The sequence below is a fragment of the Bifidobacterium sp. ESL0704 genome (assembly GCF_029392075.1).
In the GTDB taxonomy this organism is placed as follows: Bacteria; Actinomycetota; Actinomycetes; order Actinomycetales; family Bifidobacteriaceae; genus Bifidobacterium.
In genome coordinates this window covers 1,991,343-2,017,320 of record NZ_CP113929.1, presented here as the reverse complement: position 1 = coordinate 2,017,320, position 25,978 = coordinate 1,991,343, and the positions used below count along the sequence as shown (strand labels likewise).

Annotated in this window: 12 protein-coding genes; 4 read left to right on the top strand and 8 right to left on the bottom strand. The window is 60.6% G+C overall.

What is annotated here, in order from left to right:
- The first annotated feature begins 401 nt into the window (after window positions 1-401).
- Together rpoB and OZX64_RS07450 are read left to right on the top strand one after the other, a co-directional pair.
- Window positions 402-3,968 carry a DNA-directed RNA polymerase subunit beta gene (gene rpoB / locus OZX64_RS07455; RefSeq protein ID WP_277156903.1) on the top strand — a complete coding sequence of 1,189 codons (3,567 nt, stop codon included), beginning with the start codon at window positions 402-404 and terminating at the stop codon, window positions 3,966-3,968.
- Between the two features lie 118 nt (window positions 3,969-4,086).
- Complete coding sequence (locus OZX64_RS07450) at window positions 4,087-8,139, top strand: DNA-directed RNA polymerase subunit beta' (protein ID WP_277172401.1); 4,053 nt, start codon at window positions 4,087-4,089, stop codon at window positions 8,137-8,139.
- 255 nt (window positions 8,140-8,394) lie between these two features.
- Here the strand turns inward: OZX64_RS07450 and OZX64_RS07445 are convergent, their stop codons facing one another.
- A complete protein-coding gene (locus OZX64_RS07445) occupies window positions 8,395-8,553 on the bottom strand; it encodes a hypothetical protein (protein ID WP_277172399.1) in 159 nt (52 codons plus the stop codon).
- Between the two features lie 124 nt (window positions 8,554-8,677).
- On the opposite strand from OZX64_RS07445, the gene OZX64_RS07440 reads away from it, so the two are divergent.
- Window positions 8,678-9,286, top strand: coding sequence for an FHA domain-containing protein (locus tag OZX64_RS07440; RefSeq protein ID WP_277172397.1), 609 nt, complete (start codon window positions 8,678-8,680; stop codon window positions 9,284-9,286).
- 235 nt (window positions 9,287-9,521) lie between these two features.
- On the opposite strand, the gene OZX64_RS07435 is transcribed toward OZX64_RS07440, so the two are convergent.
- The 7 genes from OZX64_RS07435 to OZX64_RS07405 form a co-directional block, all read right to left on the bottom strand.
- Entirely contained in the window at window positions 9,522-10,175 is a 654-nt protein-coding gene (locus OZX64_RS07435) for a hypothetical protein (protein ID WP_277172395.1), read from the bottom strand.
- Between the two features lie 162 nt (window positions 10,176-10,337).
- Window positions 10,338-11,195, bottom strand: a complete 858-nt coding sequence (locus tag OZX64_RS07430; RefSeq protein WP_277172393.1) for a serine/threonine-protein phosphatase — start codon at window positions 11,193-11,195, stop codon at window positions 10,338-10,340.
- Between the two features lie 2 nt (window positions 11,196-11,197).
- Window positions 11,198-13,981, bottom strand: a complete 2,784-nt coding sequence (locus tag OZX64_RS07425) for a transglutaminase-like domain-containing protein (protein WP_277172391.1) — start codon at window positions 13,979-13,981, stop codon at window positions 11,198-11,200.
- A complete protein-coding gene (locus OZX64_RS07420; RefSeq protein ID WP_277172389.1) occupies window positions 13,978-15,264 on the bottom strand; it encodes a DUF58 domain-containing protein in 1,287 nt (428 codons plus the stop codon). The genes OZX64_RS07425 and OZX64_RS07420 overlap by 4 nt, the downstream gene beginning before the upstream one ends.
- 85 nt (window positions 15,265-15,349) lie before the next feature.
- Window positions 15,350-16,738, bottom strand: a complete 1,389-nt coding sequence (locus OZX64_RS07415) for a MoxR family ATPase (RefSeq protein WP_277175021.1) — start codon at window positions 16,736-16,738, stop codon at window positions 15,350-15,352.
- Between the two features lie 427 nt (window positions 16,739-17,165).
- Window positions 17,166-23,207: an Ig-like domain-containing protein gene (locus OZX64_RS07410; RefSeq protein WP_277172387.1), complete on the bottom strand. Its 6,042-nt coding sequence runs from the start codon at window positions 23,205-23,207 to the stop codon at window positions 17,166-17,168.
- 86 nt (window positions 23,208-23,293) lie between these two features.
- Complete coding sequence (locus OZX64_RS07405; protein WP_277172385.1) at window positions 23,294-24,742, bottom strand: serine/threonine-protein kinase; 1,449 nt, start codon at window positions 24,740-24,742, stop codon at window positions 23,294-23,296.
- 336 nt (window positions 24,743-25,078) lie between these two features.
- Between OZX64_RS07405 and OZX64_RS07400 the strand changes: the two genes are divergently transcribed.
- Window positions 25,079-25,951, top strand: a complete 873-nt coding sequence (locus OZX64_RS07400; RefSeq protein ID WP_277156912.1) for an aldo/keto reductase — start codon at window positions 25,079-25,081, stop codon at window positions 25,949-25,951.
- Window positions 25,952-25,978: the final 27 nt, after the last annotated feature.

The window sequence follows — 25,978 nt, the reverse complement described above, 5'->3', positions numbered from 1 at the left end:
GATATGTGAAGTTGCCAAGACTGCCGTACTGTGCACCATCGCTTTATCATATAGGGATTATATGTATAGGTTGTATACAAAAAGATCCGCGTACCGTCTTCGGGGTTCGGCACCGCGTCTGCGCTTACGACGGTCGATGGTCGGGATTCGATTGCTCGGGGCGTGTTCGGCGAAGTGGTCGACGTCGGATTGTCGAGCTTCGTTCTGATGCGGTCCCAAGAATCCACTGCCCCATATGCCGGTTATCTGGTCTCCTCGCCGTGTATAATAGATACTTTGCATAAGGTGTGTCATATTGCGGGCATGCTCTAACGATGAAGCGCCCGCGTAGTGTAGCCGTTTGCGGTGCGTTTCCTCGTAAAAGAATAGACAAAGATCAAGCGAGCGATAAGGAACGTCCATTGGCTGAAAATAAGCTCAAGACGAACACCACACAAGTCATCGCACGCGCCGATGAGCACGACATCAAGTTGCATAAGGCGTCGGACCGTGTGAATTTCGGTTCCATCAGGGAACCCATCGATGTGCCCTACCTTCTGGGGGTGCAGACCGATAGCTTCGATTGGCTCATCGGCAACGCACGCTGGAAGAAGAAGGCCGAAGCCGACATCAAGGCCGGCACCAACAACGTGGCCCATACTTCGGGCCTCGAAGAGGTCTTCAACGAGATTTCCCCGATCGAGAACTTCGCGCAGACCATGAGCCTGACCTTCTCCGACCCGTACTTCGAGGAACCGCGTCACACGGTCCAGGAGTGCAAGGAGAAGGATTACACCTATTCCGCACCGCTCTACGTCAACGCGGAATTCGAGAACGGCGACACCGGCGAGATCAAGAGCCAGACCGTCTTCATGGGCGACTTCCCGCTGCAGACCCCGCACGGCACCTTCATCATCGGCGGCACCGAGCGCGTCATCGTCTCGCAGCTCGTGCGTTCCCCGGGCGTCTACTTCGACCGCACCCCGGACCGCACCAGCGACAAGGAGGTCTTCGGCGCGAAGATCATCCCGTCGCGCGGCGCATGGCTCGAGTTCGAAATCGACAAGCGCGACGTTTTGGGCGTGCGCGTCGACCGCAAGCGCAAGCAGTCCGCCATCGTCTTCCTCATGGCCATCGGCATGACCAAGGATGAGATCGCCAAGTCCTTCAAGGACTACCCGCTGGTGCTCGATGCCCTTGAAAAGGAGACCATCAACACGCAGGACGAGGCCCTGACCGACCTCTACCGCAAGATCCGTCCGGCCGACACCGCCACTCCGGAAGCCGGCAAGAACCTCTTGGAGTCCTTCTACTTCAACAACCATCGTTACGACCTCGCACGCGTCGGCCGCTACAAGATCAATCGCAAGCTGGGCCTCGAGGCCGAGCCGACCGATCGCAGCCTTTCGCGCGAGGACATCATCGCCACCATCAAGTACCTCGTGGCGCTGCATGCCGGCGACAAGACCTTCCCGGGACGTCGCAATGGCGAGGACGTCGACCTTCGCGTCGAGACCGACGATATCGACCACTTCGGCAACCGTCGTATCCGCCAGGTCGGCGAGCTTATCCAAAACCAGCTGCGCACCGGCCTGAGCCGTATGGAGCGCGTGGTTCGTGAGCGCATGACCACCCAGGACGCCGAGGCCATCACCCCGCAGTCCCTGATCAACATCCGCCCCGTCAACGCGACGATCAAGGAGTTCTTCGGAACCTCCCAGCTCTCGCAGTTCATGGACCAGAACAACCCGCTTTCCGGCGTGACCAACAAGCGTCGTCTCTCCGCTCTGGGCCCCGGCGGCCTGTCGCGCGACCGCGCCTCCATGGAGGTCCGTGACGTCCACCCGTCCCACTTCGGACGTATGTGCCCGATCGAATCCCCTGAAGGCCCGAACATCGGCCTTATCGGCTCGCTCGCGACCTTCGGGCGCGTCAACCCGTTCGGCTTCATCGAGACCCCGTACCGTAAGGTCGTCAACGGACATGTCACCAACGACATCGAGTACATGACCGCCGATCAGGACGCCGAGCACGTCATCGCCCAGGCCAACCAGAAGCTGGACAAGGACGGCAACTTCGTCGAGAAGACCGCACTCGTGCGTTCCGGCGAGGACGAAGCGGTCGATGTGCCGGTCAGCGACGTCGATTATATGGACGTCTCCCCGCGTCAGATGGTCTCCGTCGGCGCTTCGCTGATTCCGTTCCTGGAGCATGACGAGGGCCACCGTGCACTGATGGGCACCAACATGCAGCGTCAGGCCGTCCCGCTCGTGCAGTCCGAGCGCCCGCTGGTGGGCACCGGCGCCGAATGGCGCACCGCCTACGATTCCGGCGATACGATTCTCTCCGAGAAGGACGGTGTCGTCAGCTACGTCTCCGGCGACATCATCCGTGTGGCCAACGACGACGGAACCCAGTCGAGCTACAAGCTCGCCAAGTTCCAGCGTTCCAACCAGACCACCAACTACAACCAGCGTCCGCTGATCCATGACGGCGAGCGCGTCGAGCGCGGCAGCGTCCTGGCCGACGGACCGGCCACCGAAAAGGGTGACCTCGCGCTGGGCAAGAACGTGCTGGTCGCGTTCATGCCTTGGAACGGCTACAACTATGAGGACGCCGTCATCATCTCGCAGCGCCTGGTGAAAGACGACACCTATTCCTCCATCCACATCGAGGAGTACGAAATCGACGCCCGCGACACCAAGCTCGGTGCCGAGGAAATCACCCGCGACCTGCCGAACGTCGGCGAGGAAGCGGTGGCGAACCTCGACGAGCGCGGCATCATCCGCATCGGTGCCGAGGTCGAGGCCGGAGACATCCTGGTCGGCAAGGTCACCCCGAAGGGCGAGACCGAGCTCACCCCTGAAGAGCGTCTGCTGCGCGCCATCTTCGGCGAGAAGAGCCGCGAAGTGCGTGACACCTCGCTGCGTGTGCCTCACGGCGAGACCGGCACGGTCATCTCCATCAAGGAGATCACCCGCGACCAAGCCGAAGAGGACGGCGACGAGCTCCCCAACGGCGTCAATTCAATGATTCGCGTCTACATCGCCCAGCACCGTAAGATCACGGTGGGCGACAAGATGTCCGGCCGCCACGGCAACAAGGGCTGCATCTCCCGCATCCTTCCGGAAGAGGATATGCCGTTCCTGCCCGATGGTACCCCGATCGACATCATGCTCAACCCTCTGGGCGTCCCGTCTCGTATGAACCTGGGTCAGGTGCTGGAACTGCACCTGGGCTGGATCGCTCACGCGGGCTGGGATATCAAGCTCGACCCGGATCTCGAGGCCGAATGGAAGCAGTACGTGCCGCAGGGCGCCGAACACGGCGATCCGAACACCCCGGTGGCCACCCCCGTCTTCGACGGCGTGCGTCCCGACGTGATTCAGGGCCTGCTGCGCAGCACCCTTCCCAACCGCGACGGCGACAAGCTCGTGGGCGAGGACGGCAAGGCGACCCTCTTCGACGGCCGCACCGGCGAGCCCTTCCCGAAGCCGATTTCGGTGGGCTACATGTACATGCTCAAGCTGCACCACCTTGTGGACGACAAGATCCACGCGCGTTCCACCGGCCCGTACTCCATGATCACCCAGCAGCCGCTGGGCGGCAAGGCACAGTTCGGCGGCCAGCGCTTCGGTGAGATGGAGGTGTGGGCCCTCGAGGCCTACGGCGCCGCCTACACGCTGCACGAGATGATGACCACCAAGTCCGATGACGTCGACGGCCGCGTGCGCGCCTACGGTGCCATCGTGAAGGGCGAGAACCTGCCGCCGGCCGGCATTCCCGAGTCCTTCAAGGTGCTCTTGAAGGAGATGCAGTCGCTGTCGCTCAACGTCGAAGTGCTCAACGCCGACGGCGTGGCCATCGACCTGAACGACGCTGAGGATGACCCGGTGGGCAACTCCAACGATCTCGGCTTCAACATCGGCGCCCGTCCGGACGCCGCGGCCAAGGACGATCAGGCGGCACCTCAGCCGGAATACCGCTAGAGGCAACGCTTCAACCAACGGCTTTAAGAGCGTGGCTTGACGAACGAAAAGCGCCAAGCCACGGCAAGCCGGAGAAAAATAATCGTGATTGTTATCAATTGGAAGACAGGACAACATAGTGCTGGACGTCAACGCATTTGACAAACTGAGGATCGGACTCGCCACTACCGAGGACATCCACAAGTGGAGCTACGGCGAAGTCAAGAAGCCGGAAACCATCAACTATAGAACTTTGAAGCCCGAGAAGGACGGCCTGTTCGGAGAGCAGATCTTCGGACCGACCCGCGACTGGGAGTGCGCCTGCGGCAAATACAAGCGCGTGCGTTTCAAGGGCATCGTCTGCGAACGCTGCGGCGTGGAGGTCACCAAATCCCGCGTCCGCCGTGAGCGCATGGGCCACATCGAGCTGGCCGCGCCGGTCACCCACATCTGGTTCTTCAAGGGTGTGCCGAGCCGCTTGGGCTATTTGCTCGACATCGCGCCGAAGGATCTGGAGAAGGTCATCTACTTCGCGGCCTATATGGTCACGAGCGTCGATGAGGCGCAGCGCCAGCAGGATCTGCCGGATCTGCAGGACGAATTCGACACCGAGATCGCGCAGCTTTCCAAGCGCCGCGACAACGAGATCGAGGAACGCGCCAAGAAGCTTGAGGCTGATATGGCCGAGCTCGAGGCGAGCGGCGAAGCCAAGGGCAGCGCCAAATCCAAGATGCGCAACTCCGCCGAGCGTGAGATGGCGGCCATTCGCCAGCGTTACGACGATCAAGCCCAGCGTCTCGCCGCCGTGTTCGACCGCTTCAAGACCTTGAAGCCCGGCGACATGGAAGGCGACGTCGACCTGTGGCAGGAAATGTGCGACCGCTACGGCGACTATTTCGAAGGCTCCATGGGTGCCGAAGCCATTCAGAAGCGTTTGCGTGACTTTGACCTCGAAGGTGCCGCCAAGCAGCTTCGTGAAGAGATCGACACCGGCTCCGGCCAGCGCAAGGCCCGTGCCCTGAAGCGCCTGAAGGTCGTCAACGCCTTCCTTACTACGGACAACAAGCCCGAGGCGATGGTGCTTGAGGCCATCCCGGTCATCCCTCCGGATCTGCGCCCGATGGTGCAGCTCGACGGCGGCCGTTTCGCCACCTCCGACTTGAACGACCTCTATCGCCGCGTGATCAACCGCAACAACCGTTTGAAGAGGCTCATCGAGCTCGGCGCCCCCGAGATCATGCTCAACAACGAGAAGCGCATGCTGCAGGAAGCCGTCGACTCCCTGTTCGACAACGGCCGTCGAGGACGGCCGGTCACCGGCGCTTCCAACCGTCCGCTGAAGTCCCTGAGCGACATGCTCAAGGGCAAGCAGGGCCGTTTCCGTCAGAACCTGCTGGGCAAGCGTGTCGATTATTCCGGCCGTTCCGTGATCGTCGTCGGTCCGTCGCTGCGCATGCACCAGTGCGGTCTGCCCAAGCCGATGGCCCTGGAGCTCTTCAAGCCCTTCGTCATCAAGAAGCTCGTGGACCAGAACTACGCGCAGAACATGAAGAGCGCGAAGCGTCTGGTCGACCGTCAGGATTCATCCGTCTGGGATGTGCTTGAAGACGTCATCAGCGAGCATCCGGTGCTCCTCAACCGTGCGCCTACCCTGCACAGGCTCGGCATCCAGGCCTTCGAACCGATTCTGGTCGAGGGCAAGGCCATCCACCTGCCGCCGCTCGCTTGCGCCGCGTTCAACGCGGACTTCGATGGCGACCAGATGGCAGTCCACCTGCCGCTGAGCGTCGAGGCGCAGGCCGAGGCCCGTTCTTTGATGATGGCTTCCGACAACATCCTGAAGCCGGCGGACGGCCACACCGTCACGATGCCTTCTCAGGATATGATTCTGGGTCTCTACTTCCTCTCCACCGTCGTGGACGGCGCCAAGGGACAGGGCCGCGTGCTCGGTTCTCCCGAGGAACTGCGCATGGCCGTCGACCGTCATGATGTCGACGTGCAGGCCAAGGTGCTCGTGCGCCTGCCCGAGGACTTCGTGCTTCCCAAGGATTGGGAGCCGGCCGAGCTCAAGGTCGTTGACCCCGAGCCAGGCAGCCCCGACGTGGTTAAGGAAGAGCGTTTCAAGGACGGAACCGTCCTCTTCGCCACTTCCTACGGCCGCTTGAAGTTCAACCAGACCCTGCCTGTCGACTACCCGTTCATCAACGAGCAGGTCGCCAAGGGCAAGCTCTCCACGATCGTCGACGACATCGCCACGCGTTACTCCACCGCCCAGGTGGCCGCGACGCTGGATGCCCTGAAGGATCTCGGCTTCACCCGCGCCCCTTGGTCGGGCGTCACCATGTCCTTCTCCGATATCGTCGAGCCGCCGGAGCGTCTTTCGATCATCCATGACTACGAAGGCCAGGCCGACAAGGTCAACGACCAGTACGACATGGGTCTGTTGACCGAAGAGGAACGCCGTCAGGAGCTCATCAACCTGTGGACCGAATGCACCGACAAGGTCGCGGACGCCATGCGTGACAACTTCAAGGACGACAACAACGTCAACATCATGGTCCAGTCCGGAGCCCGAGGCAACTGGATGCAGATCCGCCAGATCTCCGGTATGCGTGGACTTGTGGCGAACCCGAAGGGCGAGATCATCTCCCGCCCGGTCAAGTCCAACTACCGCGAAGGCCTGTCCGTCTTGGAGTACTTCATCTCCCAGCACGGCGCCCGCAAGGGTCTGGCCGATACCGCACTTCGTACCGCGGAATCCGGCTACCTCACCCGTCGTCTCGTCGACGTGGCTCAGGAGGTCATCGTACGCGAAGAGGATTGCGGCACCAAGCGCGGACTGCCGATCAAGATCGCCGACCGCGACGAAGACGGTAATCTCGTACTCGTTAAGGCCGCCGATGGTGGCCCGTATTCGCGTCTGTTGGCCGATGACGTCATCGATCCCAAGGACGGCAAGACCGTGCTCTACAAGCGTGGAGACGCCATGAGCATGGACGTGTTGCGCGATATGGTCGCCCACGGTGTCGAAGAGGTCAAGGCGCGCAGCGTTTTGACCTGCGAGTCCAAGCGCGGCGTATGCGCGAAGTGCTACGGCTGGTCGCTGGCCACCAATCGCCTGGTGGATGTCGGCGAGGCCGTCGGCGTCGTCGCGGCACAGTCCATCGGCGAGCCTGGTACGCAGCTCACGCTTCGTTCCTTCCACTCCGGCGGTGTCGCTTCCGCTTCCGACATCACCCAGGGTCTTCCCCGTGTCACCGAGCTTTTCGAGGCGCGTACGCCTAAGGGCGAGGCGCCGATCACGGAGTACCCGGGCACCGTCAAGGTCGAGGATTCCGACCACGGCCGTACGGTTACGCTGACCCCGGACGATACCAGCATCGAGCCGATCACCTACCCGGTGACCCGTCGCGCTCCGCTGCTGGTCAAGGACGGCGACCACGTCGAGGTCGGCACCCAGCTGATCGAAGGCTCCGTCGACCCGAAGAAGATCCTTCGCATCCTCGGCCCCCGTGCGGCTCAGGTCAGTATCGTCGAGGGCGTGCACGATGTGTACCGCTCCCAGGGCGTGGATATTCACGACAAGCACCTCGAGGTCATCGTCCACCAGATGCTTCGCCGCATCACGGTGATCGATTCAGGCACCACCAATCTGCTGCCCGGACAGCTGGTCGATCAGGCGAAGTTCCGTGACGCCAACATGCAGGCGGTCAAGGAGGGCGGCAAGCCCGCTGCCGGCCGTCCCGAGATGCTCGGCATCACCAAGGCCTCGCTGGCCACCGATTCCTGGCTTTCCGCCGCTTCGTTCCAGGAGACCACCCGCGTGCTTACGGAGGCCGCGCTGGAGCAGAAGTCCGACGAGCTCAAGGGCTTGAAGGAGAACGTCATCATCGGCAAGCTCATCCCTGCCGGCACCGGCCTGGCGCGTTATCGCAACGCGACGGTCGAGCCCGACAAGGCCATCCGCGACACCATCTACCCGAACTTCGGCTTGGGTGGGGACGCGTCCTCCGAGTTCGGCGACGGCGGCATGGACGATATGGACTTCTCCAATATCGACTTCGGCGATCTGAAGCTCGGCGATGATTTCAATCCCGATGACTTCCTCAACGATCAGGGCGGAGCCAGCGACCTGAACGGCGACACCGATTTCGGCACGAACGGTTCGGACGATTCGGCTTCACAGGTCTGATTGATATCGATGTCGGGAAAGTTCGGTGACCGGCTTTCCCGACAGGTCGTTTAAAAATGTCTTGTTCTTTTACCGCTTGCCATTGTTGCAAGTCGGTAGGGGAACAAGACATTTTCATATACGGCCGAGCTTGTCTTAAAAAGATCGGACTTGTTGCAGCCTGTGAGCCGGAATAAAGGGCATTGAGCATGATCGTCATTCAAGCGATGACCGCAGCTGCCATGGCTGTCGGCAAACCTCGATGATGATTTTGTGTCAGGGATGCAAACCATCGGCGACCGTTCTGCTTACGGTATGACCCGGATAGAAGCCAAGGCCAAGCGAGTCGTTGAAGCATTGCCGGCCAAGCACATCATTGCCGTCTCTGGCGTATCTGAAGCAGACAATGCCATCCATCATCATCTTGTTGATCATTGATTTAGCGCCATCTGTATATATTGAATGAGCGGTAAAGGTGCAAGTCTGCTGAGCGTTAAAGAAACCGCGCTTCCAAGGAAACCTTGCCGGTAATGTTGCGGTTCTGATGTAATATGAAACCATGAGTACTTTGCCTTTTCCACCGGCACCAGAGCTCGGTTGGTATGATGATGACACCACAGTTGTATCCGCAAACCAGACCGTGGCCGATGAACTCGCACGGGATTCAGAAACGGCCCGTACTCCACAGTCGCTAGTGGACGGGGCTATGGGGACACAGAAGCCTGCTGTGGACAGTTCCTGGACTTCGGCCGCCCCGCAGACCAACAGCGATGGCGATATCGAGGACTGGGACGGCACGGTGTTATCCGCCGCGTTCATGTCCGAAAAGCCCAAGAAACGCTATCGGCTGCACAACGACGCCACCGGTCAGGATATCCTGCTTGACAAGAGCGCCCTGCTCGGCCGCAATGTTTCGGCCACTGTGCCTGAAGGCGCGATGTCCATCAGGCTCGCCGATCCGACGCGCACGGTTTCACGCAACCATGCGGCCATCAGCTATGACAAGGACGGCACGTTGTGGCTTGAGGACTATGGTTCACTCAACGGCACGTATATCATCGCTGGCGACCACGAGCAGCAAGTCAAGAACAGCCCGGTTCAGCTTTCGGCTCCGGTGACGTTGCGTATCGGCGACCAGTTCTTCAAGCTCACCGAAGACAAAGGATGATTTGTGCCCTGGCAGCATGAAACAGGTCTCTGAAAGTGAAGAGACATCCAGTAACAACATGTCCCGCTATCCGGCCAAAAGGCAAGATAGCGGGACATGTTTTTACGCTATATGTTTTACGCTATAGCGGTGATGAGCCGATTCGGTTATCGCAGGCGAGGCCGATCGGCTCGTGACAACCAAGCCAGCTCATCAGCCGATAATAACGGCGATATTGGCGCTGTTGCGACTGTGCCTATTGCCGCGTGGCAAGGGCTGCGTCAATGGCCGGGTCGTGCAGCTGGGCCAGCCAGTTCAGAAGCTCCGGGTAGGTGTTGGGGTTGCGTGCGAGGCATGGACGCAGCTCGGGGGCATACTGGGCGATGCTGGCGATGGTCATCTGGTCGGTGTTCGGGTCCAGTGCCTGCTCGGCGGTGTAGCCGTAGGCGTTCGTGGCGACGGGCATCTGCTGGTTGTAGTTCTGGGAAGTGGCCGATTGCTGTTGCGCCGCGTACTGATTGGTGGTGGCAGCGGTGTACTGGCCGTCTGTGGTGGCCGTCTGTTGCGTCGCGTACTGATTGGCAGTAGTGGCAATGGTGGTGTACTGGCCGTCTGCTGCCGTCTGCTGGTCGGCGATATAAGGTGTTGATGCCTGTTCCGTAGCCTGCTGTGTCTGCGCCTCTTGGGGCTCGACACCCTGATCGGGAACCTCGAAGCCCATGGACTTGAGGGTTTCGCGGGCGCGGTCATCGCCGAACTGTGCCAGCCAGCGCTTCAGCCCAGGATAGGCGCGTGGGTTTGCAGCCACGTTCGCACCAAAATCGGGGTTTTCGTAAGCGACTTTCGCCAGCATGACCGGATCCGCTTCGGAATCCTGAACAATGGCGACGGCGGTGTCATAATCAACCATCTGCTTCACTTCTCTTTCTTATTGGATGAATCGCTCGACGTTCATCGTTTGGGTATCGATTATTTACTATTGCATGAGCCAACGTAACGATTATATCGGTTGGTTCCCGTTATGTCTCGCCGGCATTACACGGATGAAACGGAAACGGGAAATTGACGCGATTTATGTATGCAGACTGTCGAGTGTGACGTCTCCGATGGTCTCCAGTTCCTCTCCGTTGTCGAGTTTGCTGGCGTGCCAAGGCTCGTCGTATGGAGTACCGGGCCACACGTCGACGACGATGATCGTGATGTTGTCGCTTCCGCCGGCGTGCAGAGCGGCACGAATCAATGCTTCAACGGCAAGTTGCGGGTCGGGGTTCGCCTGGCTGATCGCTGCGATTTTCTTGTCCGAGACCTCGGAATACAGCCCGTCGGAGCATACGATGAACCGACCGGTCGGCACCACCGCGTAGAAATCCGGCCTGATGCCCTGCGGGGCGCCGATGCACTGGGTGATGACGTTGCGCGGAATGGTCGCGTTGGCCATTTGCGGAGACATCAGCCCGGTATCGATGGCCTGTTGACGTTGGGAATGGTCCTTGGTGACATGGCTGATCGAAGAGGCGACGGCATGGCCCTCAGTGTCGATATCGAAATGATAGGTGCGGGAATCGCCGACATTGATCACATACCATAGCGGTGCCTGCTCGTCGCCGTTGTTGCCGGGCCGGGAGGGGAGGATGATGCCGTTGGCCGTTGTCCCGGCGACACCGCCCAGCTCCCGGCCCAGGTCGCAGACATCGTGCTGGGAGGCATTCAGTGCGGATTCGATGATGTGCCTTGACCTGACCGGTTCATTGGCGACTGACCTGAAGTGCGCTGCGGTCAGGGCGCTGGCACGTTCGCCGCCGACACCGCCGCCCATGCCGTCGCAAACCATGTAGACGCCGGGCTCATTGATTCCGGTGTCCTGGTTGTTGCGACGCTTTCTGCCGATGTCGCTACCCATAGCCGCACGAATGTGTGGATGATCAGACATTATCAACGACCTTTCCGTGCGGTGGATTTGCGTTTTGCATGCACATTAGTCAGTATAGACTTGTCTTTCGTTGTATTGCTTTTCATGGTTTTGCGAGGCTTTTTCCTGCTGTTTTTCGCGCTTTTCCCTGTTTTGGGATTTGCCGCGCCGGCACCTGTAGGACCTGCCGAACCGGCGGAACCCGACCTTTTGAAACGCTGGAGACTGAAGTGCGGCACTTGGAAGACGCCCTTGAGCGAAAGCCGGGTGCGCAGGCGGCGCATACGGGGCTGATCGGCAAGGATTGCCTTGCGCATGGCCTTGACCCGCTTCCAATAATCCTTACTGGCGGCCTCTTCCGGTTGCTTGCCGGAGAAGGCGACCCAATCGGCCTCGCGCGAGAGCAGTCTCAACGCTTCGAGATCGATGGGGCGTGCGTTGGAGGTCTTCTTCTTTTTCGGTCCGTTTGCTTTCCTGGCTGCTTTTTGGGCGGCTTTGCTTTCCTTGTGGGTCGTGGCCGGCCCCGACGTCGAGTCCGTGATGGCTGCCGTCGCCGGACTTGTGGCATTCGTGCCCTGCAGCGCGGCCTTCAGGGCCTCGTCGATCTGGGCCGCCTGATGCCTGCGGGTGCCGGAGGTCTTGATACCGCTCTGGTCGGCGAGCATATCGATGGCCTTCCAGCCGGAGGCGATGCGCTGAGTGGAACTGCCCCGACGGGCCATGACGGCCAGTTGGATGGCTTTGATGAGCAGAATCAGCCCGCAGAGGATAAGGATGATCCACAGCGGACTGCCGTAGACGGCTACCTTTTGCGCCACCATGAGAATTTTCATCAGTGTGGCATTGCCGTTCTTGTCGCCTGCATCCGCACCGTCAAGCGAGGACTGGTCGCGGGCCTGGTTCTGGTCGTGCAGAGGGTCGACGAGCGGTACCGGCGGCTGGCGGACGAGTGTCTTCGGGTTCGGCGGCGTCAGATCTTGGTTCTTGTTCGGGGTCTTGGTTTCCTTCGGTGTGGGATAGAAAGGAACCCAGCCGTAATCCTTGAAGTTGATCTCGACCCAGGCCTCGATGTCGTTGCCGGTGAAATCGGTCTGTGTAGCACTGTTCCTGCCGTGCGAGGTGCGGGACTTGGAGATGTTGCCGTCCTTGTCTTTCGGGATGAAACCAAGCACCACGCGGGAGGGAAGGTTCAGCTCCCGGGCCATCATCGCCATCGCCGAAGCATACTGCTCGCTGTCGCCGACCATCGCCGTGCCGCCGAGCATGGAATCGATGCGGAAATTGCCGTGGCCGGGCAGCGAAGGATAATCGCCGGCGAGGCCGTGCGAGAACCAGCCTTTGGTCTTCAATGCGGTGGCCAGCGTCTGTGCGGTCGCGCCGTCGCTGGACTGTTTGCCGGTCAGTGACGGCGCAAGTTTGCTGGCGCTGTCGGGGATGTCCTTCGCCTCTGGTTGCGTAATGCGTTGGGCCTGGGCGTGGGTGATCTGCTGTTGGGTGGGCATATCGGCGATGACGCCGGATTCGGTGTAGGTCTGCCCGCCAAGTGGGGTATTGGCAACGATGGCGGAATGGGTTCCCGTGTTGTAGTAGAAATCCTGGCCTTTCAAACTGATCGACGAGGCATCACCCGCCAACGGCAGCCATTGTTCGGAGAAGCCTTTTCGTATCGTGAAGGTGGCCTTGAAATGTTCGCCCTGGGTCGTGTTGGCGATGGCGCTGCCGACCTTGCGGTAATCGGAGGAATCGCTGGCGTCGGTGGAATCCGAAAGGTTCCAGACATTGCCGTCGAAGCGGTCCATGACGGCAAGACGCACCGGCGTGCCCGCAGGAAGCCCGGAAACCGAAAGCAGTGTTTCCTTCTTGTGGTATTTGACGTAGGATCGCATGCCGCTTAAAGGACTGGTGTATTGGTGCGGGTCGAGCGGCGGGTTGTAACGGTCGCGCAGGGTGAGGCGGTGCTGGGGGACGATGAGGGTAGCGCCGAAGGCGAGAGCGATGGCAAGAAGGATGATGATGGCCATGCTTATTGCACGATGGATGTCCAGCGACTGCCAGCGCCAGGCCAGCCAGATGACCAGCGCCAGCATGGCGACGATCGCGCAAGCAGGGCGCAACGTGCCGTAGGCGGTTCCCAACAGCGCGCTGACCGCGAGGTTCAACGCCAGCGGGAAAACGGTGATGAGGTTGATGCGCTGGCTTTCTGAAACCGCGAAAACGCCCGCGAGGAACGCCGTCCACAGATTGAGCGTCCACAGAGCCATCAGGCTGCCGTTGGCGCTTCCGAGCGGAGGGACCACGGCGATGACATATTTGAACGAGCCGAAGGTCTGCGTTAGTCCTTGGCTCAAGGTCTGCAGGCTCGGCACGATATGGCCGATGGTGGTGCCGTTGAGTGCGACGACAGGGCCGACGAGGAACTGGGCAAGGGTCAGAAAGACGATTTGCCACCAGAGCTTCAGCGCCGGATTGACACCGGCCAAGGCGATCAACACGCCAAGTGCCGCTGCCGGGACCGCCGCCATCGCCCAGACCGGGATGTTGCCGTAGACATCGATGAGATTGGCGGCATTGAGACACACGGCGACCAGGACAAGCAGGGCGCCGATGGAGGCGGTGGTCCAAGGACGATGAACGGTGACGAATATCTGACGTTGGCCGTTGCCGGTGGCGGTCAGCGCGATCGGTGCCCGGGTCGTGCTCGCCCATGTGCCGGTGGTGCCGGTGAAATCGGGAAGGGAAGTCCGATCGGGGGTTTTCGACCGGCTTGCCGCATTGAAAGCATTGCGTATAGGATTGGTGCCGCTCATTTCAGCGCCTCCATAATCACCGGAAGGTCGTCTAGTGCTGAAAGCGTGGCCAGGGTGAAATCATCGTATTGATGGATGGCATTGCCGGCTATGGGGTCGATTTGCAGCATGACGCAGATGGATTCCCGGTTCAGTGCGGCCGCGATACGGCGGAGGCGTTCGAGTCTGGCGCCGGAACCGACCACGAAGAAATAGAACGAGGCCGCAGGGCTTGTCTTCAACGTGGTGAGCGCGAGATTCGGGTTTTCGTCCATATCCGGCTTGACCCCGCTCATCCAATCGAGGAACGGCATGGCCCCACGCGCAATCAGGGAATCGGAGGAGGCTTGTACGGCCAGCGGACGGCCTTCGACCAGGCATTCGGTGCCGATAGAGGCGGCGGTGCTGACGGCCAGCTCGAATTCGTCTTCGGTCGTATAGTCCGTAGGGTTGACGCCAAGGGTGATGGAGGTATCGGTGCGTTTGGTCGCTTCGTATTGGCGGACCATCAACGTGCCGGTTTTCGCCGACGAAAGCCAGTGGACGTTACGCATGTCATCGCCAGGCCGGTATTCGCGTAACCCGTAGAAATCGAGGTCATCGTCGACCACCTGGCCGGAAGGACTGCCCTCAAGGTCTCGGAAGATGCCCGAATCGAGGGTGTTGAGGAAGACGGTTTTCGGATGGATGAAGACCTGCACCGACTCGGAAAGCGACTGTTCGTGACGTACGATGCCGAAAGGATCGCCCTTGCTGATTTTCAGCGGGCCGACCGGGAGAATCGCGCGTGAAGTGGCGCGGAACTCGACCTGTTCGTCCCTGGATTTGCCGGGCATCAAGGCGGGGATGCGGAAGTGCTGGTGCATCTCGCCCATCGGCAGGTCGCCCTGAACGCTTACCGTCGGGCTTTTGCCGGGGTTGGCGATATTGACGTCGACCCTGACCGAGTCGCCGACGGTGATGCGGTTGTCGGAAACGGACAACGCCGCATGGAATTTTGTATTGCCAAGTGACATCGCGATGCCGAGTGCCAGCATGACCAGTCCGATGATGCCGCAGACCAGCAGCTCATGCCATCCCAACGCAGGGAATGCCACGAGGCAGACCACTGCCATGCCCGTCACCGACCAACCAAGCGGCGAAACGTACGCGGTAAGCCATTCGGGCAGTTTCCTGCGCAAGACAACCAGATGGTGTCGCACCTTGAGCGATAACAGCGCAAGGCGGGTATTGCCCTGTATCAAACTGGGTTTGCGGCCCTTGAGTCCTCGAAGGCCTTTTCGGCCGTTGGTACTTGCCGCCATGGCCCCGTTGCGGCGAAAAGCGGGGGAACCGGGTGGCGTTGTGGGCGTTTGGTGTTGGGTTTGGGAGTTGTGCATGGCGTTGCTTTCAGGCCCCCATGGCAGGTGCCGGGACGGAATCGACGATTTCTGCGACGACCTGTTCGGCCGTTTCGCCCTTGAACGCGGTTTCGGCGTTGAGAATGATGCGGTGGGCGAGCACTGGTACGGCGAGGTCTTGCACGTCGTCGGGAAGCACGTAGTCGCGTGCGTCGGCGGCGGCCCAGATGCGGGCGCAGCGGGTCAGCGCCAAGGCCCCGCGCATGGAGGAACCGACGCGGAGTTTCTCGCTCAGTCTGGTGGCCTCGATCAGGCGTTCGATGTATTCGAGGATGCGTTCGTCGACGCGTACGTCCTTGGCGGTTTTGCGCAGCCTGACGATGTCGTCGCCGCTCAAAACTGCGGAAACGGTGTCGGCGCGATCGGTGATATCGATGTCCTTCAAGATACGGATTGATACGTCGTGGCCGGGGGCGCCGACGGAGGTCTTGATCAGGAAGCGGTCCATCTGGGCCTCGGGCAGCTTGTAGGTGCCAAGCTGTTCCAGCGGGTTCTGGGTGGCGATGACGATGAACGGCTGTGGCATCTGGTAGGTCTTGCCGTCAACGGTGGTCTTCTGCTCTTCCATGACCTCCAGCAGTGCGGACTGAGTCTTCGGCGAGGCGCGGTTGATCTCGTCGGCCAGGACGATGGAGGCGAAGATCGGGCCCTGACGGAACTCGAATTCGCTGGATTTCTGGTCGTAGAAGGTCACGCCGACCACGTCGCTCGGGAGCAGATCGGGGGTGAACTGGATGCGTTTGAACGAGGTGGCGATGGAATTGGCCAGGCCTCGGGCGAGCTGGGTCTTGCCGGTGCCTGGGTTGTCTTCCAGCAGCACGTGGCCGCCGACCATCAGGGCCGTGACGCACAGTTTGATGGGCTCGCTCTTGCCGACGACGACCTTGCCGATGTTGTCGACCAAGGCGTCGAAGGAACGCTTGAAATCGAGGATGGAATCCTTCGGGGGTTGGATGATGCCTGAAACCGGGGAGGCCGAGGCGTAGGGAGCCGAGAGCGAATCCACGCTGGCGTCGGCGGGTTTGGGGGAGACCTGCGGGTTCGTGTTGCCGGCCGGTGCCTGATATCCGTTCTGCGCCGTGTTCGCCGTAGTGCTGGCAGGTGTTGCCGGGTTGGCGGTGGACGTAGCCGTAGCGGCGGTCGTGGTCGGGGCTGTTGCGGCGGTCGTGGCCGGAGTGGAGACATGGCTGTTCGCGGTTGGACCGTCCAGGGAGGCGTCCGATGGCTGTTCGGCGGGACGGGCAAATGAATCGTTGCCGACATTCGGCATCGAGGTGCTCAGTACGGTCTCTTCCGAGATGGGGTCGTTGCCGATGTTTGGCATCGAGGTGCTCAGTACGGTTTCCTCTGAGATGGGGTCGTTGCCGACATTTGGCATCGAGGTGCTCAGTACGGTCTCTTCCGAGACGGGATCGTCGACACCTGCGCCGTGGATGGACCCGAGCACGGTGCTGTCGTCGCTGAGATCGCCGGTATGTTGGGACTCCGACTTGCCTTCGGACCTGGAGCGTTCCGGCAACGAGGGGAACGCGCTGTGATGGCTGTTCATGGTGTCGTCGTTATTGTTGAATCTCGACTGATGGGTGGTATCGGAGATGTGTGTGGCATCCGAGATCTGCGTCTCATCGTTTGACGGGTCTGCCTTGTGCGTGCTCATAGATTCTCCTTTATGATTGCTTGATGAGCCGATTGATGGTTGCTGCTGTATAGACTGCTTTGGTCGCTGCGCCTCTCGGACGCGCGGATGCCGTCGTAGAAGGGCATGGCCGTGGTGACGGCGGCATCGTTCGTTGTCGTAGTCGTCATCATCGCGCCGCTCCCTGTTGTTTGGCCGCGGCGGCGAGATCGCGTTGCATGATTCTTTTCTGCAGGGTGGGGAAGCGGTCGACGAGGCTTTGCGATTCGGACGATTGGTCTTGGCCCTCATCGCCGGTCCCCGTGTTTGACGGCAACGTCGCTTGCTGTCTCCCTGCCCCGCTGACGGGATGCTGGCTATGATCGCCTGTGTCGTTGTTCAATGCGGAATCTGTGCCGGTCACCACTACCTGCCAGGTATACCCTGATAAAGCATCCGGTAGATCGGACACGTCCAGCGAACCGGTCGCCGGCCAGTCATATATCTTTTCCGTGTCGTCCGACCAGATATGGATCTGTGTCGTACCGCTCTGCCCGAAGAGGTCGACCGACCCGGTAACGATGATATGGTCGTGATCCGCTCCCCAGGTCAATGCGATGTTGTTGAATTTCGCCCGAACCTTATAGGTGAGGTTGCCGGAACCTGTGGCTTGAACCGGCGATCCGGTTGAATCGTTGAGCGTCTGCGCCACGCTCACAGAACCGCAGTTTTGCCAGTTGCCGATGGTGTATGCATATGAGGTGTCGTTCTTGCCGACCGTGGCTTTGCTGGATCCTGAAATCGTGAATCCGGAGTGCCTTCCATTGGGCTGCCAGCTTACCTTGCAGGAGTTACCGGCTAATTGCAAAATGACGTTGGTCGGAGTCTTGACGTTATAGCCCGGGGTGACGGGTTTGCTGTTGGCGGAGGACTTGGCGGCACCGCCCTTATCCGGCACGAGTGTGGCTGTGGCGATCATCGGGTGGCCGTAGTCGCTGTCGTTCAATTCGAACGTTGTGCTGGCATTCCTGCAATCGAAGGATCCGTGACCGTCGATATCGATGCTGCGGCAGCCGGAGTTGCGCATATTGTTGGCCTCGGCGCTTACCTTCATCGTGTTCTCATCCTGCTGGCTCAAGGTGACGCTGGGCGGATCGGGATCGCCCCAAGGTGTACCGGAGTTCGAGGAATCGCCTACCAGTCCATCGCCGGCCCGGTTGTGGCCGCGAACCTTTGCACTGATGGTGGTGCCGTCGCTGATGGCTCCGTTGCTGATGGAAAACGAGATGCTTTGGCTGGTGCCATTGGTGTGCTTCGACTGGCCATCGCTCAATGTCACGAGATAGTCGTCGGGCTTGGTGCCGATGTAGCTTGCGGCGTCCCAGCTGACGGTGACCTTCTGGTAATCGCCGTCGACCTTGATGCCGCTGGGTGCGTCGGGCACCTTGTCGGGCATGCTCTCCACGCTGTTCGAGGACTTCGACCAGCCGGCCTCGTTCTTCGCCTTGACGGTGAAACTGTAGGTCTTGCCGTTCGTCAGGCCCGTCACGTTGCAGGTGGTGACGGCACCGCACGACTTGCTCTGGCCGTCATACTCCACAACGTATTCGCTGATGGGGCTGCCGTTGGCCGGGCCGGGCGTCCAGCTCAGGTTGACCGCGCTGTCGGCGGGAAGGCCGGCCACCGGAGAGAGCAGCGGCGGGTCGGGCTTGTCGATGATCGAGACGGTGATGGTGGCGCTGACTTCGCGTTCCTTGGTCTTGGTGGCGTCCTGGACGTTGACGACCACGGTGTTCGACGATGCGCCGATGTCGGCGGCTGCGTGGATGCCTATGGAGCCTTTCGAGCCGCAGTCGACCTTGAGTTTCGAGGTATCGTCGGCCTGGCAGCTCACCACGGTAAGCGACGAATCGGGGAAGGGGTTGAACGCCCCGGAGAGGATATCCACGGTGGTGGAATCCCCGGCGTTCATCTTCTTGTTCACTCCGGAGATTTTGGCGAGCGGGCGTGTCGATTGCACCACTTGTGCCGTCAGTCCCGCCGAAACTGAGCCGGCGGAATATTTGATGGTGATGGGGATGCTCGACATCGATCCCACGGCGGCATCGGTCGGTGCCTTCACGGTCAGCTTGCCGTTTGAAGTGAGGTGCGATTCGATCGCGCCGGAAGCCTGGCCTCCGGAATAGGTGTATTCCTTTTCGTCTTCGTCCAGGCCGCTTGGCGCGTGGGTCAGGGCTGTCAAATCGATCGTCTTGGCGTCCTCGCCGGCCGCGACGCTGATGGTGGAGGCGGAGAAGGTCGGTGGCGGCACGTTGCGGCCGATGACGGTGATCGGCAACGTCAGCACCGAAGAGTTGATGATCTTGGCCTGTTTCGATCCGTTCTTGTCCTTGCTGTTGTCGTCCCGTTTGCCGTCCGAGACCGTGAACGTGATGGAGGCCGGGCCCGCATAGTCCTTGGGCGCGGTGAACTTCAGGGTCTGGTCGTTGACATAATAATCCGAATCGGCGCTTTTGGTGGCGCTGATCGAATCCTTGTCGACGTACGCGGTCTTGCCCGGTCCGACGCGCACATAATCGGCAAGGTTGATATTGACGCTGCGTTTCGCGTTGACCTTGATCGCAGGGGCCTTCGGGCGCAGCGTCGGCGGGAACACGCCATACTGCGGCACCTGCACGAAGGCCGTGGAGGTCACGTGATAGGTGGTGTTCGTCACCGTGTAAGGCACGCTTCTGGCTTCGCCGGTCAGATCGACGGTCACCGTGGTGGATTTCGCCCCGCCCTTGACTCGAGCATGGTTGGCGGCGGTCGGATCGATGCCGACCGTGAGCTCCTGGGCGGTGCCGGAGGGGTTCGCGATCCATTGCGAGAGGTCGACGTCGACGGATTTCTTGTCGAGCGTCGCCGCGGAAGGCACGCGGTAATCGTAGGCGGTCGGCGGCTCGATGGGCGCGTTCGGATCGGTGGTCACGCTCAGCGTGGCCGTGTCGGAAAGTCCCGCCTTGTCTTTCACGCAATACACGATGTAGGACGTTCCTGCTGAAGCCGGAGTCTTGAAGGAGATCATGTTGTCGGCGACGCTGGCCCCGGTGATGCCTTGCATCTGTAGGTTCTTGTCGACGACGAGGTCGGTGTTGTCGCCGGAGATGTCGTTTTGCGCCACCGGCACGGTCGCCTCGGTGTTGGGTCGTAGCGTCACCTGGTCGTCGCGTGCGTACACGCCGGAATCCGAGGTGCCTTTGTAGACGCCCACGCGGATCTGGGCCTGGGCCCGCTGGCCGGTCCAATCCTCGACGGCGTAGGAGAAGGTATCGGTTCCTGACGAATCGCCATAGGCCTCATAGACCATGTAGTTCGCGCCGACCTCGTCGATGCGTCCCATCTTCGGCGACTTGTCGCCAAGGCCGAGCAGGGTGTCGTCGTCGCCGTCGGTGTCGATGCCCGTCAGGGTGATCGGGATACGGACTTTCTGGCCGGCCGCCACCTGTGCCTGCGCGTCCTGCGGGGTGGGGGCCGGCTTGTTGTTGGCGTCCTTGGCGTGCACCGTGATGGTGATGATGCCGGAGGCCGCGTTGCCGAGATTGTCGCGCACGGTGTAGGTCACCGGGTAGACGCCGGGGGTGTTCGAAGCTTGGTAACGCACTTCGTCTCCGGAGACGAAGACCAGGCCCTTGAAGGTCTTCTTGCTGAACTGAAGGGTGTTCTGCAGCTTCACCGTCGTGCCGTCGGCATGGGAGACGTGGTCGATCACATCGACGCTGACGATGCCGCCCGTACGCACGTTTGCGGTGATGTTGGTGGCTTTGGGCGCTGCGTTGGCCGTGGTCAAAGCCGGCGGTTGAAGGATGATCGCGCCACGGGTCGAGCCTGCCGCGTTGGTGACGGTATAGGTGAGACGCACCGGTTTGGTCGGAATCTGCCGGGCGGTCATATAGACGCGCTTGTGGGCCACCAGACCGGTTTTGATGCCGAGTTTTGGATCGACGTTGACCGAAGTGACGGAAAGGACGCCGCCCATCGGATCGGTGTCGTTGTTCAGCGGCTCCACGATGGCGGTGCGGTCGGCTCCCAGAAGCGCCACATCGTTGGCTGCTACGGGTTTGGCGGAATCGCCTGCGACCGGCTGCACTTCCATGCGCGCCAGGCCCTGTGCCTCGATGCTGCCTTGGCTGATGGTGTAGGGGACGTAATAGGTGCCTGGATTGCTGGCCTTGAAGGTGAAGGAGAGGTCGGCGGAATTGGTTGCGGTGGTGGCGCCGTTCGGGGTATTGACCGAGGAAAGTACCGGCGGTTGTGCGCTGGTGCCGTGAACGTATTGCTTGAGCTCAACGGTGGTGGAGGTGTCGGGAGTGGTGTTCTTGGTCACGGCGTCGATCGTCGCCGGCAACGTGTTCGCCGGACGCACCGAGAAGTAGATGAGGCCGTTGCCGCTATGCTGGCCATCGGAGACCGTGACTTCCACGCCTACGCGGCCACCGGTCAGGGAGCCGGTGTTGAAGACGAGCTGGCCGTCGGCGCGGGTGGAGATGGCGACCTGGTTGTTGTTCTGCGCCACGGCGGAGACCAGCGTCATCGGGTCGCCTTCGGGGTCGGCGAAGCTGCCCAAGGCGTTGAGCGTGAAGGTGGCTCCTTGTTCGACATCGTATTCGGGAGGGGTGTCGACCTGAGCGGGGGGTCGGTTGGTGGTGTCGCCGATGATGTCGAGGTTGACCGTCGCGCTGCTGGATTGCCCGCGTCCGTCATTGATCTCGTAGGTGAAACTCGTTTTGCCGGCAGCGGCGCCGGTGGTGTCAAGTTGCAGGTAACGGCCGGAATAGATGGGAGAGACGGTGATGCCGCCGCCTGAGACCGGCCCCACTTTGCTGATGTGCAGCACCGAGCAATCGCTCTGTTCGTCGTTGCGCAGCACGTCGAGGATCTGCTGACCGCCCACGCGCGCGCCGAAGTTGTCATCTTCGGCCTTGATCTCGCCGGATTTGGCGGAGCAGGTCGGCTTGAACTGGGTCTGGTTGTTGGCGGAATCGGAGTTCTTCTGCTGGTTGGTGGTCTTCTTCGTCTGAATCTGGCGCCATTGGATTTTGATGACCTTGTTGGACTGATCGGGGTTCCAGACGTTGCCGTTGGTCACGTCGTTCAAGACCACGAGCCGGTGATTGGTGCGGAATACGAGCTGCGAGGTCGGCGAGATGGACTGCAGGCTCTGCCATTGCGCCTGGGTGTTGTCGTCTTTGCCCTGATCGGCATTGGCGGCGCCGTCGGCGGAGCACAGGCGGATATAGTTGTGTGCCTGCTGTGACCAGGCGGCATATACGCAGCCCTTGGATGAGACCGGCTGCGCGTCCTCGGCCATGCCCTTGTTCATGAACGCGGCGGTTTTGTCGCCGTGCTTGAAATCAACGGTGAAGATGCCATTGCGTGCACTGGCCGCCAACCAGTCGCCTTGGGCGTTGTCGGTGGACGGGGCTTGCAGGGTCACCGGGCCTCGTGAGTCGATCTGCGCGCTTCCGCCCTGCCACATGATGCGTTGCTTGACGGCGATGACCGGGCGGTCGCCGATGACGGTGAAGCTGTCGGCGTTGGTCTCTTTGCCTCCGGTGATGGATTTGAGCGTCTTCGGCGCGCTGTGCGCATCGTCCATCTTGAGCACGGCTCCGTCTGCCGGGCGATATCCGTAGACTGCTCCGTTGCGGTCGAGAGCAAGCAGGCCATGGGTTCCGAGCTGCATCTGCGGGGCCGAGGTCTTGGGGGTGATGGAATCGAGATTGCCTGAATCCCCGACCCATACGTTGCCGGTTTTATGGTTGAGGAACGCCGCAGAGTTACCGCCGATGAAGGTCGAAGTGGAGTTTCTGATTTCGGCTTTGCCGTGGATGCCGAGATTCGAAGCCACGATGCCTTGCGCCTTTGCTCCGTCGGACAGGATCACGTCATCATTGTGCTGGCTGACGTCGAAGGTCGCAGTGGTCGGCGCGACCGCCCCGTTGGCCTGCTGGAGTTTGACGTTGAAACGTGCGGCCTTGCGGTCCTTGAGTGAGGTGACCCAGACCGTGCCATCATCGAGATGGACGTGGGTGCGGGTCAGGGTGTTGATGATGATGGCTCCGGCCACGATGCCCAGCAGCAGGAGCAGCACGAGTACCGGGGTGAGCCAGCGGCGGTTGGTCTGCGAATTCAGGCGTCTCAAGGCGAGACGGACGCTACGCTCACCCTGTGGTTTGCCAGATGCCTTCATCAGTTGCTTCCTTACTTCTTTTCAGGTGGCCTCAAATGGCTGGCCCAAAATCTTTTCTTGTTGTCGTTCGATGGTTCGTCTGTTCGTCATTGCAACGTTGTCGCGCAAGCCATCGTAGGATTTGCAGACATATGCCCGTCAGCTCTTACGATACTAACTTGAATGCAGGTCTGGGGTTCGCTGTTGGTCACACTTAAGGTGACTTTAGGCGCTTTGACGATTGAGGTCTGGCCGCCGGTCGCCGCCGATCCGTTCTGGACTTCCGACCAGGCGTAGGTGTCTCCCTCTTTTGGAGCGGGATTGGTCCAGGTGAATGTCACGCTTTGCCCGTTCGAAGTGCCGACAAGGTTTGCGGCTTGCGGAACCGCCGCCCCTGCGTCCTCGGCGGTGATGTCATCCTTCTGGGTGTTGTCTTGGCCGGTGGCGTGGCTCTTGTGCTGTCCGGCATTGCCGGAGTGGGCATTCCCTGACTGCGGTGTCTGCATCGCATTGATCTGCGTGCGGTTGCCTGATTGTTTGCTGTCCATGCGAGGGATCACCGCGAAGGTGAAAACGGCTGCGACGGCTGCGACGACGGCTAGTGCGGCAAGGGTGATGACGAGCGGTTTCTTCGAGCGTTTCCGTTGGGGAGTGACTGTTTTTGCACCGAAACGGCTCTTGCCGGATTGCGGCAACGTATGATGCGCAGGGAATTCGTCGCAGTCCTCCGCCACGAATGGTGTCATGTTGTATCCGCAATCCTCCTGTGCCGTTTGCAAGGCTCTGCCGAATTGCTGCGCCGAAAGGTAGCGGGCATCCGGATCCTTGTTCATCGCCTTGAGAAGGATTTGCTCGATTTCCTTGGGCGCATCCGGGATGGTGTTTTTCGGCAATTGGTCCGAGACGATGTGCTGCGCCAGTTCGTTTTGCGTATGGGGGTGGAAGATGTATTCGAACGGCGATTTGCCGACCAGGAGGCCATAAAGCGTGGCAGCGAGCGAATAGATGTCGGAGGTTTCGCTGCCGCCGCTTTTGCCGGTCAGCACTTCCGGGGGCGCCCAGGGCACGGAGAAGCCGGTGCGTGATTTCGACTCGTAGATGCTTGTCGAGATGCCGAAATCGGAAAGGGCGGGCTGGTTGGCGGAAGTGATAAGGATATTGGCCGGTTTGATATCGCGGTGGATGATGCCGTGACGATGCGCGGTCTGCAAGGCTGCTGTGAGCTTGACGCCGAGGTCAAGCATTTCGGCGACGGTGAGCCTGCGGCTACGCATGATGTCCTTGTAAGAGCCATGCGGGGCGTACTCAAGGACAAGATACGGCAGGCGGCTTTGGGGGGTTAGTCCCGATCCGTAAATGGAAACGATGTAGGGGTGGGTCGAAAACTGGGCCATGATCTTCGCTTCTTTTTCGAAGGCTTCATCGAAGTCGCGGTCCTGCCTCGCCTTTCCTACTTTGACGGCGACCTCGCGATTGAGATTATGCTGACGATAGAGATACACGTCGGCGGTGGAGCCTGAGCCCAGTTCACGGATGAAATCACAATCTGGTATCATTGGCGCCATCGTGACTCTTCTCCTATCCAACCCTCGCTAAGAAACTGTCTGTATTTTACTCTGTATGGCGAACTTTACAGGGGGCGATCATTTATTGCTCGTTGGAGAAGCGGCTCGCTTTTTTGTTGCTGGTAAACGGCGTTTCGTTGTCTGTTGGATGCTGTTTACCAGCATCAGGTTTTCGTTTCGCACTTTGCTGCTGGCAAACTGCATATGAGCGTGGCTTACGTGCCGTCTGCCAGCAGCAAAGTGTCTTGATGACAATGGGGTGGAGAAAATCCGCTTGGTTCCGTAGGCTGGGAGCATTGGTAGTTACAGCGCTGACAAAGGAGCAACATGGTATTACATCGTAATCTCGGCCCGTTCGACACCACCGCCATCGGTTTGGGCGAGATGCCGCTGACCATCGAAAACAACCTGGGCGAGGCCAAAGGCATCGAAACCATCCACGCCGCGCTCGACGCCGGATGCCGCCACATCGACACCGCATGGTCCTATTACTGCTCCGGCGGCGAGGAGCAGACCGGCGAAAAGCTGGTGCGCCGTGCCATGGCCAGCTGGGACGGGCCGAAGGACGAGGTGACCATCGCCACCAAAGTCGGTCATTTCCGCAATTTCGCCGACGACGGCACGACCCCGACCTGGGGCGTCAACGGACAGCCCGAGCACCTGATTGAGGCCGGCAAGCAGTCGGCGCTCGCACTCGGCGTCGACACCATCGATCTGCTCTATCTGCACCGTCCGGATCCACAGGTGCCCTATAACGAGTCCGTCGAAGCCATCAAGCAGCTGCTGGATGAAGGCGTGGCCAAGGTCGCCGGAATCTCCAACGCTTCGATCGAACAGATCGACATCGCCCGTGGCATTTTGGGCGACAAGCTGGTGGCGGTGCAGAACCAGTTCTCGCCGACCTACCAGTCCACCCGTGACACGCTGGATTATTGCGAGAAGCTGGGGCTGCCGTTCGTCTGCTGGAGCCCGCTCGGCGGCTACCGCAAGGCCAAGGACGAGACCAAGTACGACCCGTTCCGCGAGGTCGGGCAGGCCCATGGGGTGAGCCACCAGCAGGTCGTGCTCGCCTGGGAGCTGAGCCTTGGGCGTCACGTCTTCGTCATCCCCGGCGCCCATCGCCCTGAAACGATTCTCGACAGCCTCAAGGCCGGCGATCTGAAGCTCAGCGCCGAGGAGCTCGCCAAGCTCAACGCCTGAGTGGAGATGGTGCACGTTACTCATCTA

Excerpts from the sequence above, each read along its gene's own strand:
- OZX64_RS07410 (WP_277172387.1), bottom strand. The coding sequence starts at position 23,207 with ATGAAGGCATCTGGCAAACCACAGGGTGAGCGTAGCGTCCGTCTCGCC.
- OZX64_RS07430 (WP_277172393.1), bottom strand. The coding sequence starts at position 11,195 with ATGTCTGATCATCCACACATTCGTGCGGCTATGGGTAGCGACATCGGC.
- OZX64_RS07405 (WP_277172385.1), bottom strand. The coding sequence starts at position 24,742 with ATGATACCAGATTGTGATTTCATCCGTGAACTGGGCTCAGGCTCCACC.
- OZX64_RS07425 (WP_277172391.1), bottom strand. The coding sequence starts at position 13,981 with ATGAGCGGCACCAATCCTATACGCAATGCTTTCAATGCGGCAAGCCGG.
- OZX64_RS07440 (WP_277172397.1), top strand. The coding sequence starts at position 8,678 with ATGAGTACTTTGCCTTTTCCACCGGCACCAGAGCTCGGTTGGTATGAT.
- OZX64_RS07445 (WP_277172399.1), bottom strand. The coding sequence starts at position 8,553 with ATGATCAACAAGATGATGATGGATGGCATTGTCTGCTTCAGATACGCC.
- OZX64_RS07420 (WP_277172389.1), bottom strand. The coding sequence starts at position 15,264 with ATGGCGGCAAGTACCAACGGCCGAAAAGGCCTTCGAGGACTCAAGGGC.
- OZX64_RS07435 (WP_277172395.1), bottom strand. The coding sequence starts at position 10,175 with ATGGTTGATTATGACACCGCCGTCGCCATTGTTCAGGATTCCGAAGCG.
- OZX64_RS07415 (WP_277175021.1), bottom strand. The coding sequence starts at position 16,738 with ATGCCAAATGTCGGCAACGACCCCATCTCAGAGGAAACCGTACTGAGC.
- OZX64_RS07400 (WP_277156912.1), top strand. The coding sequence starts at position 25,079 with ATGGTATTACATCGTAATCTCGGCCCGTTCGACACCACCGCCATCGGT.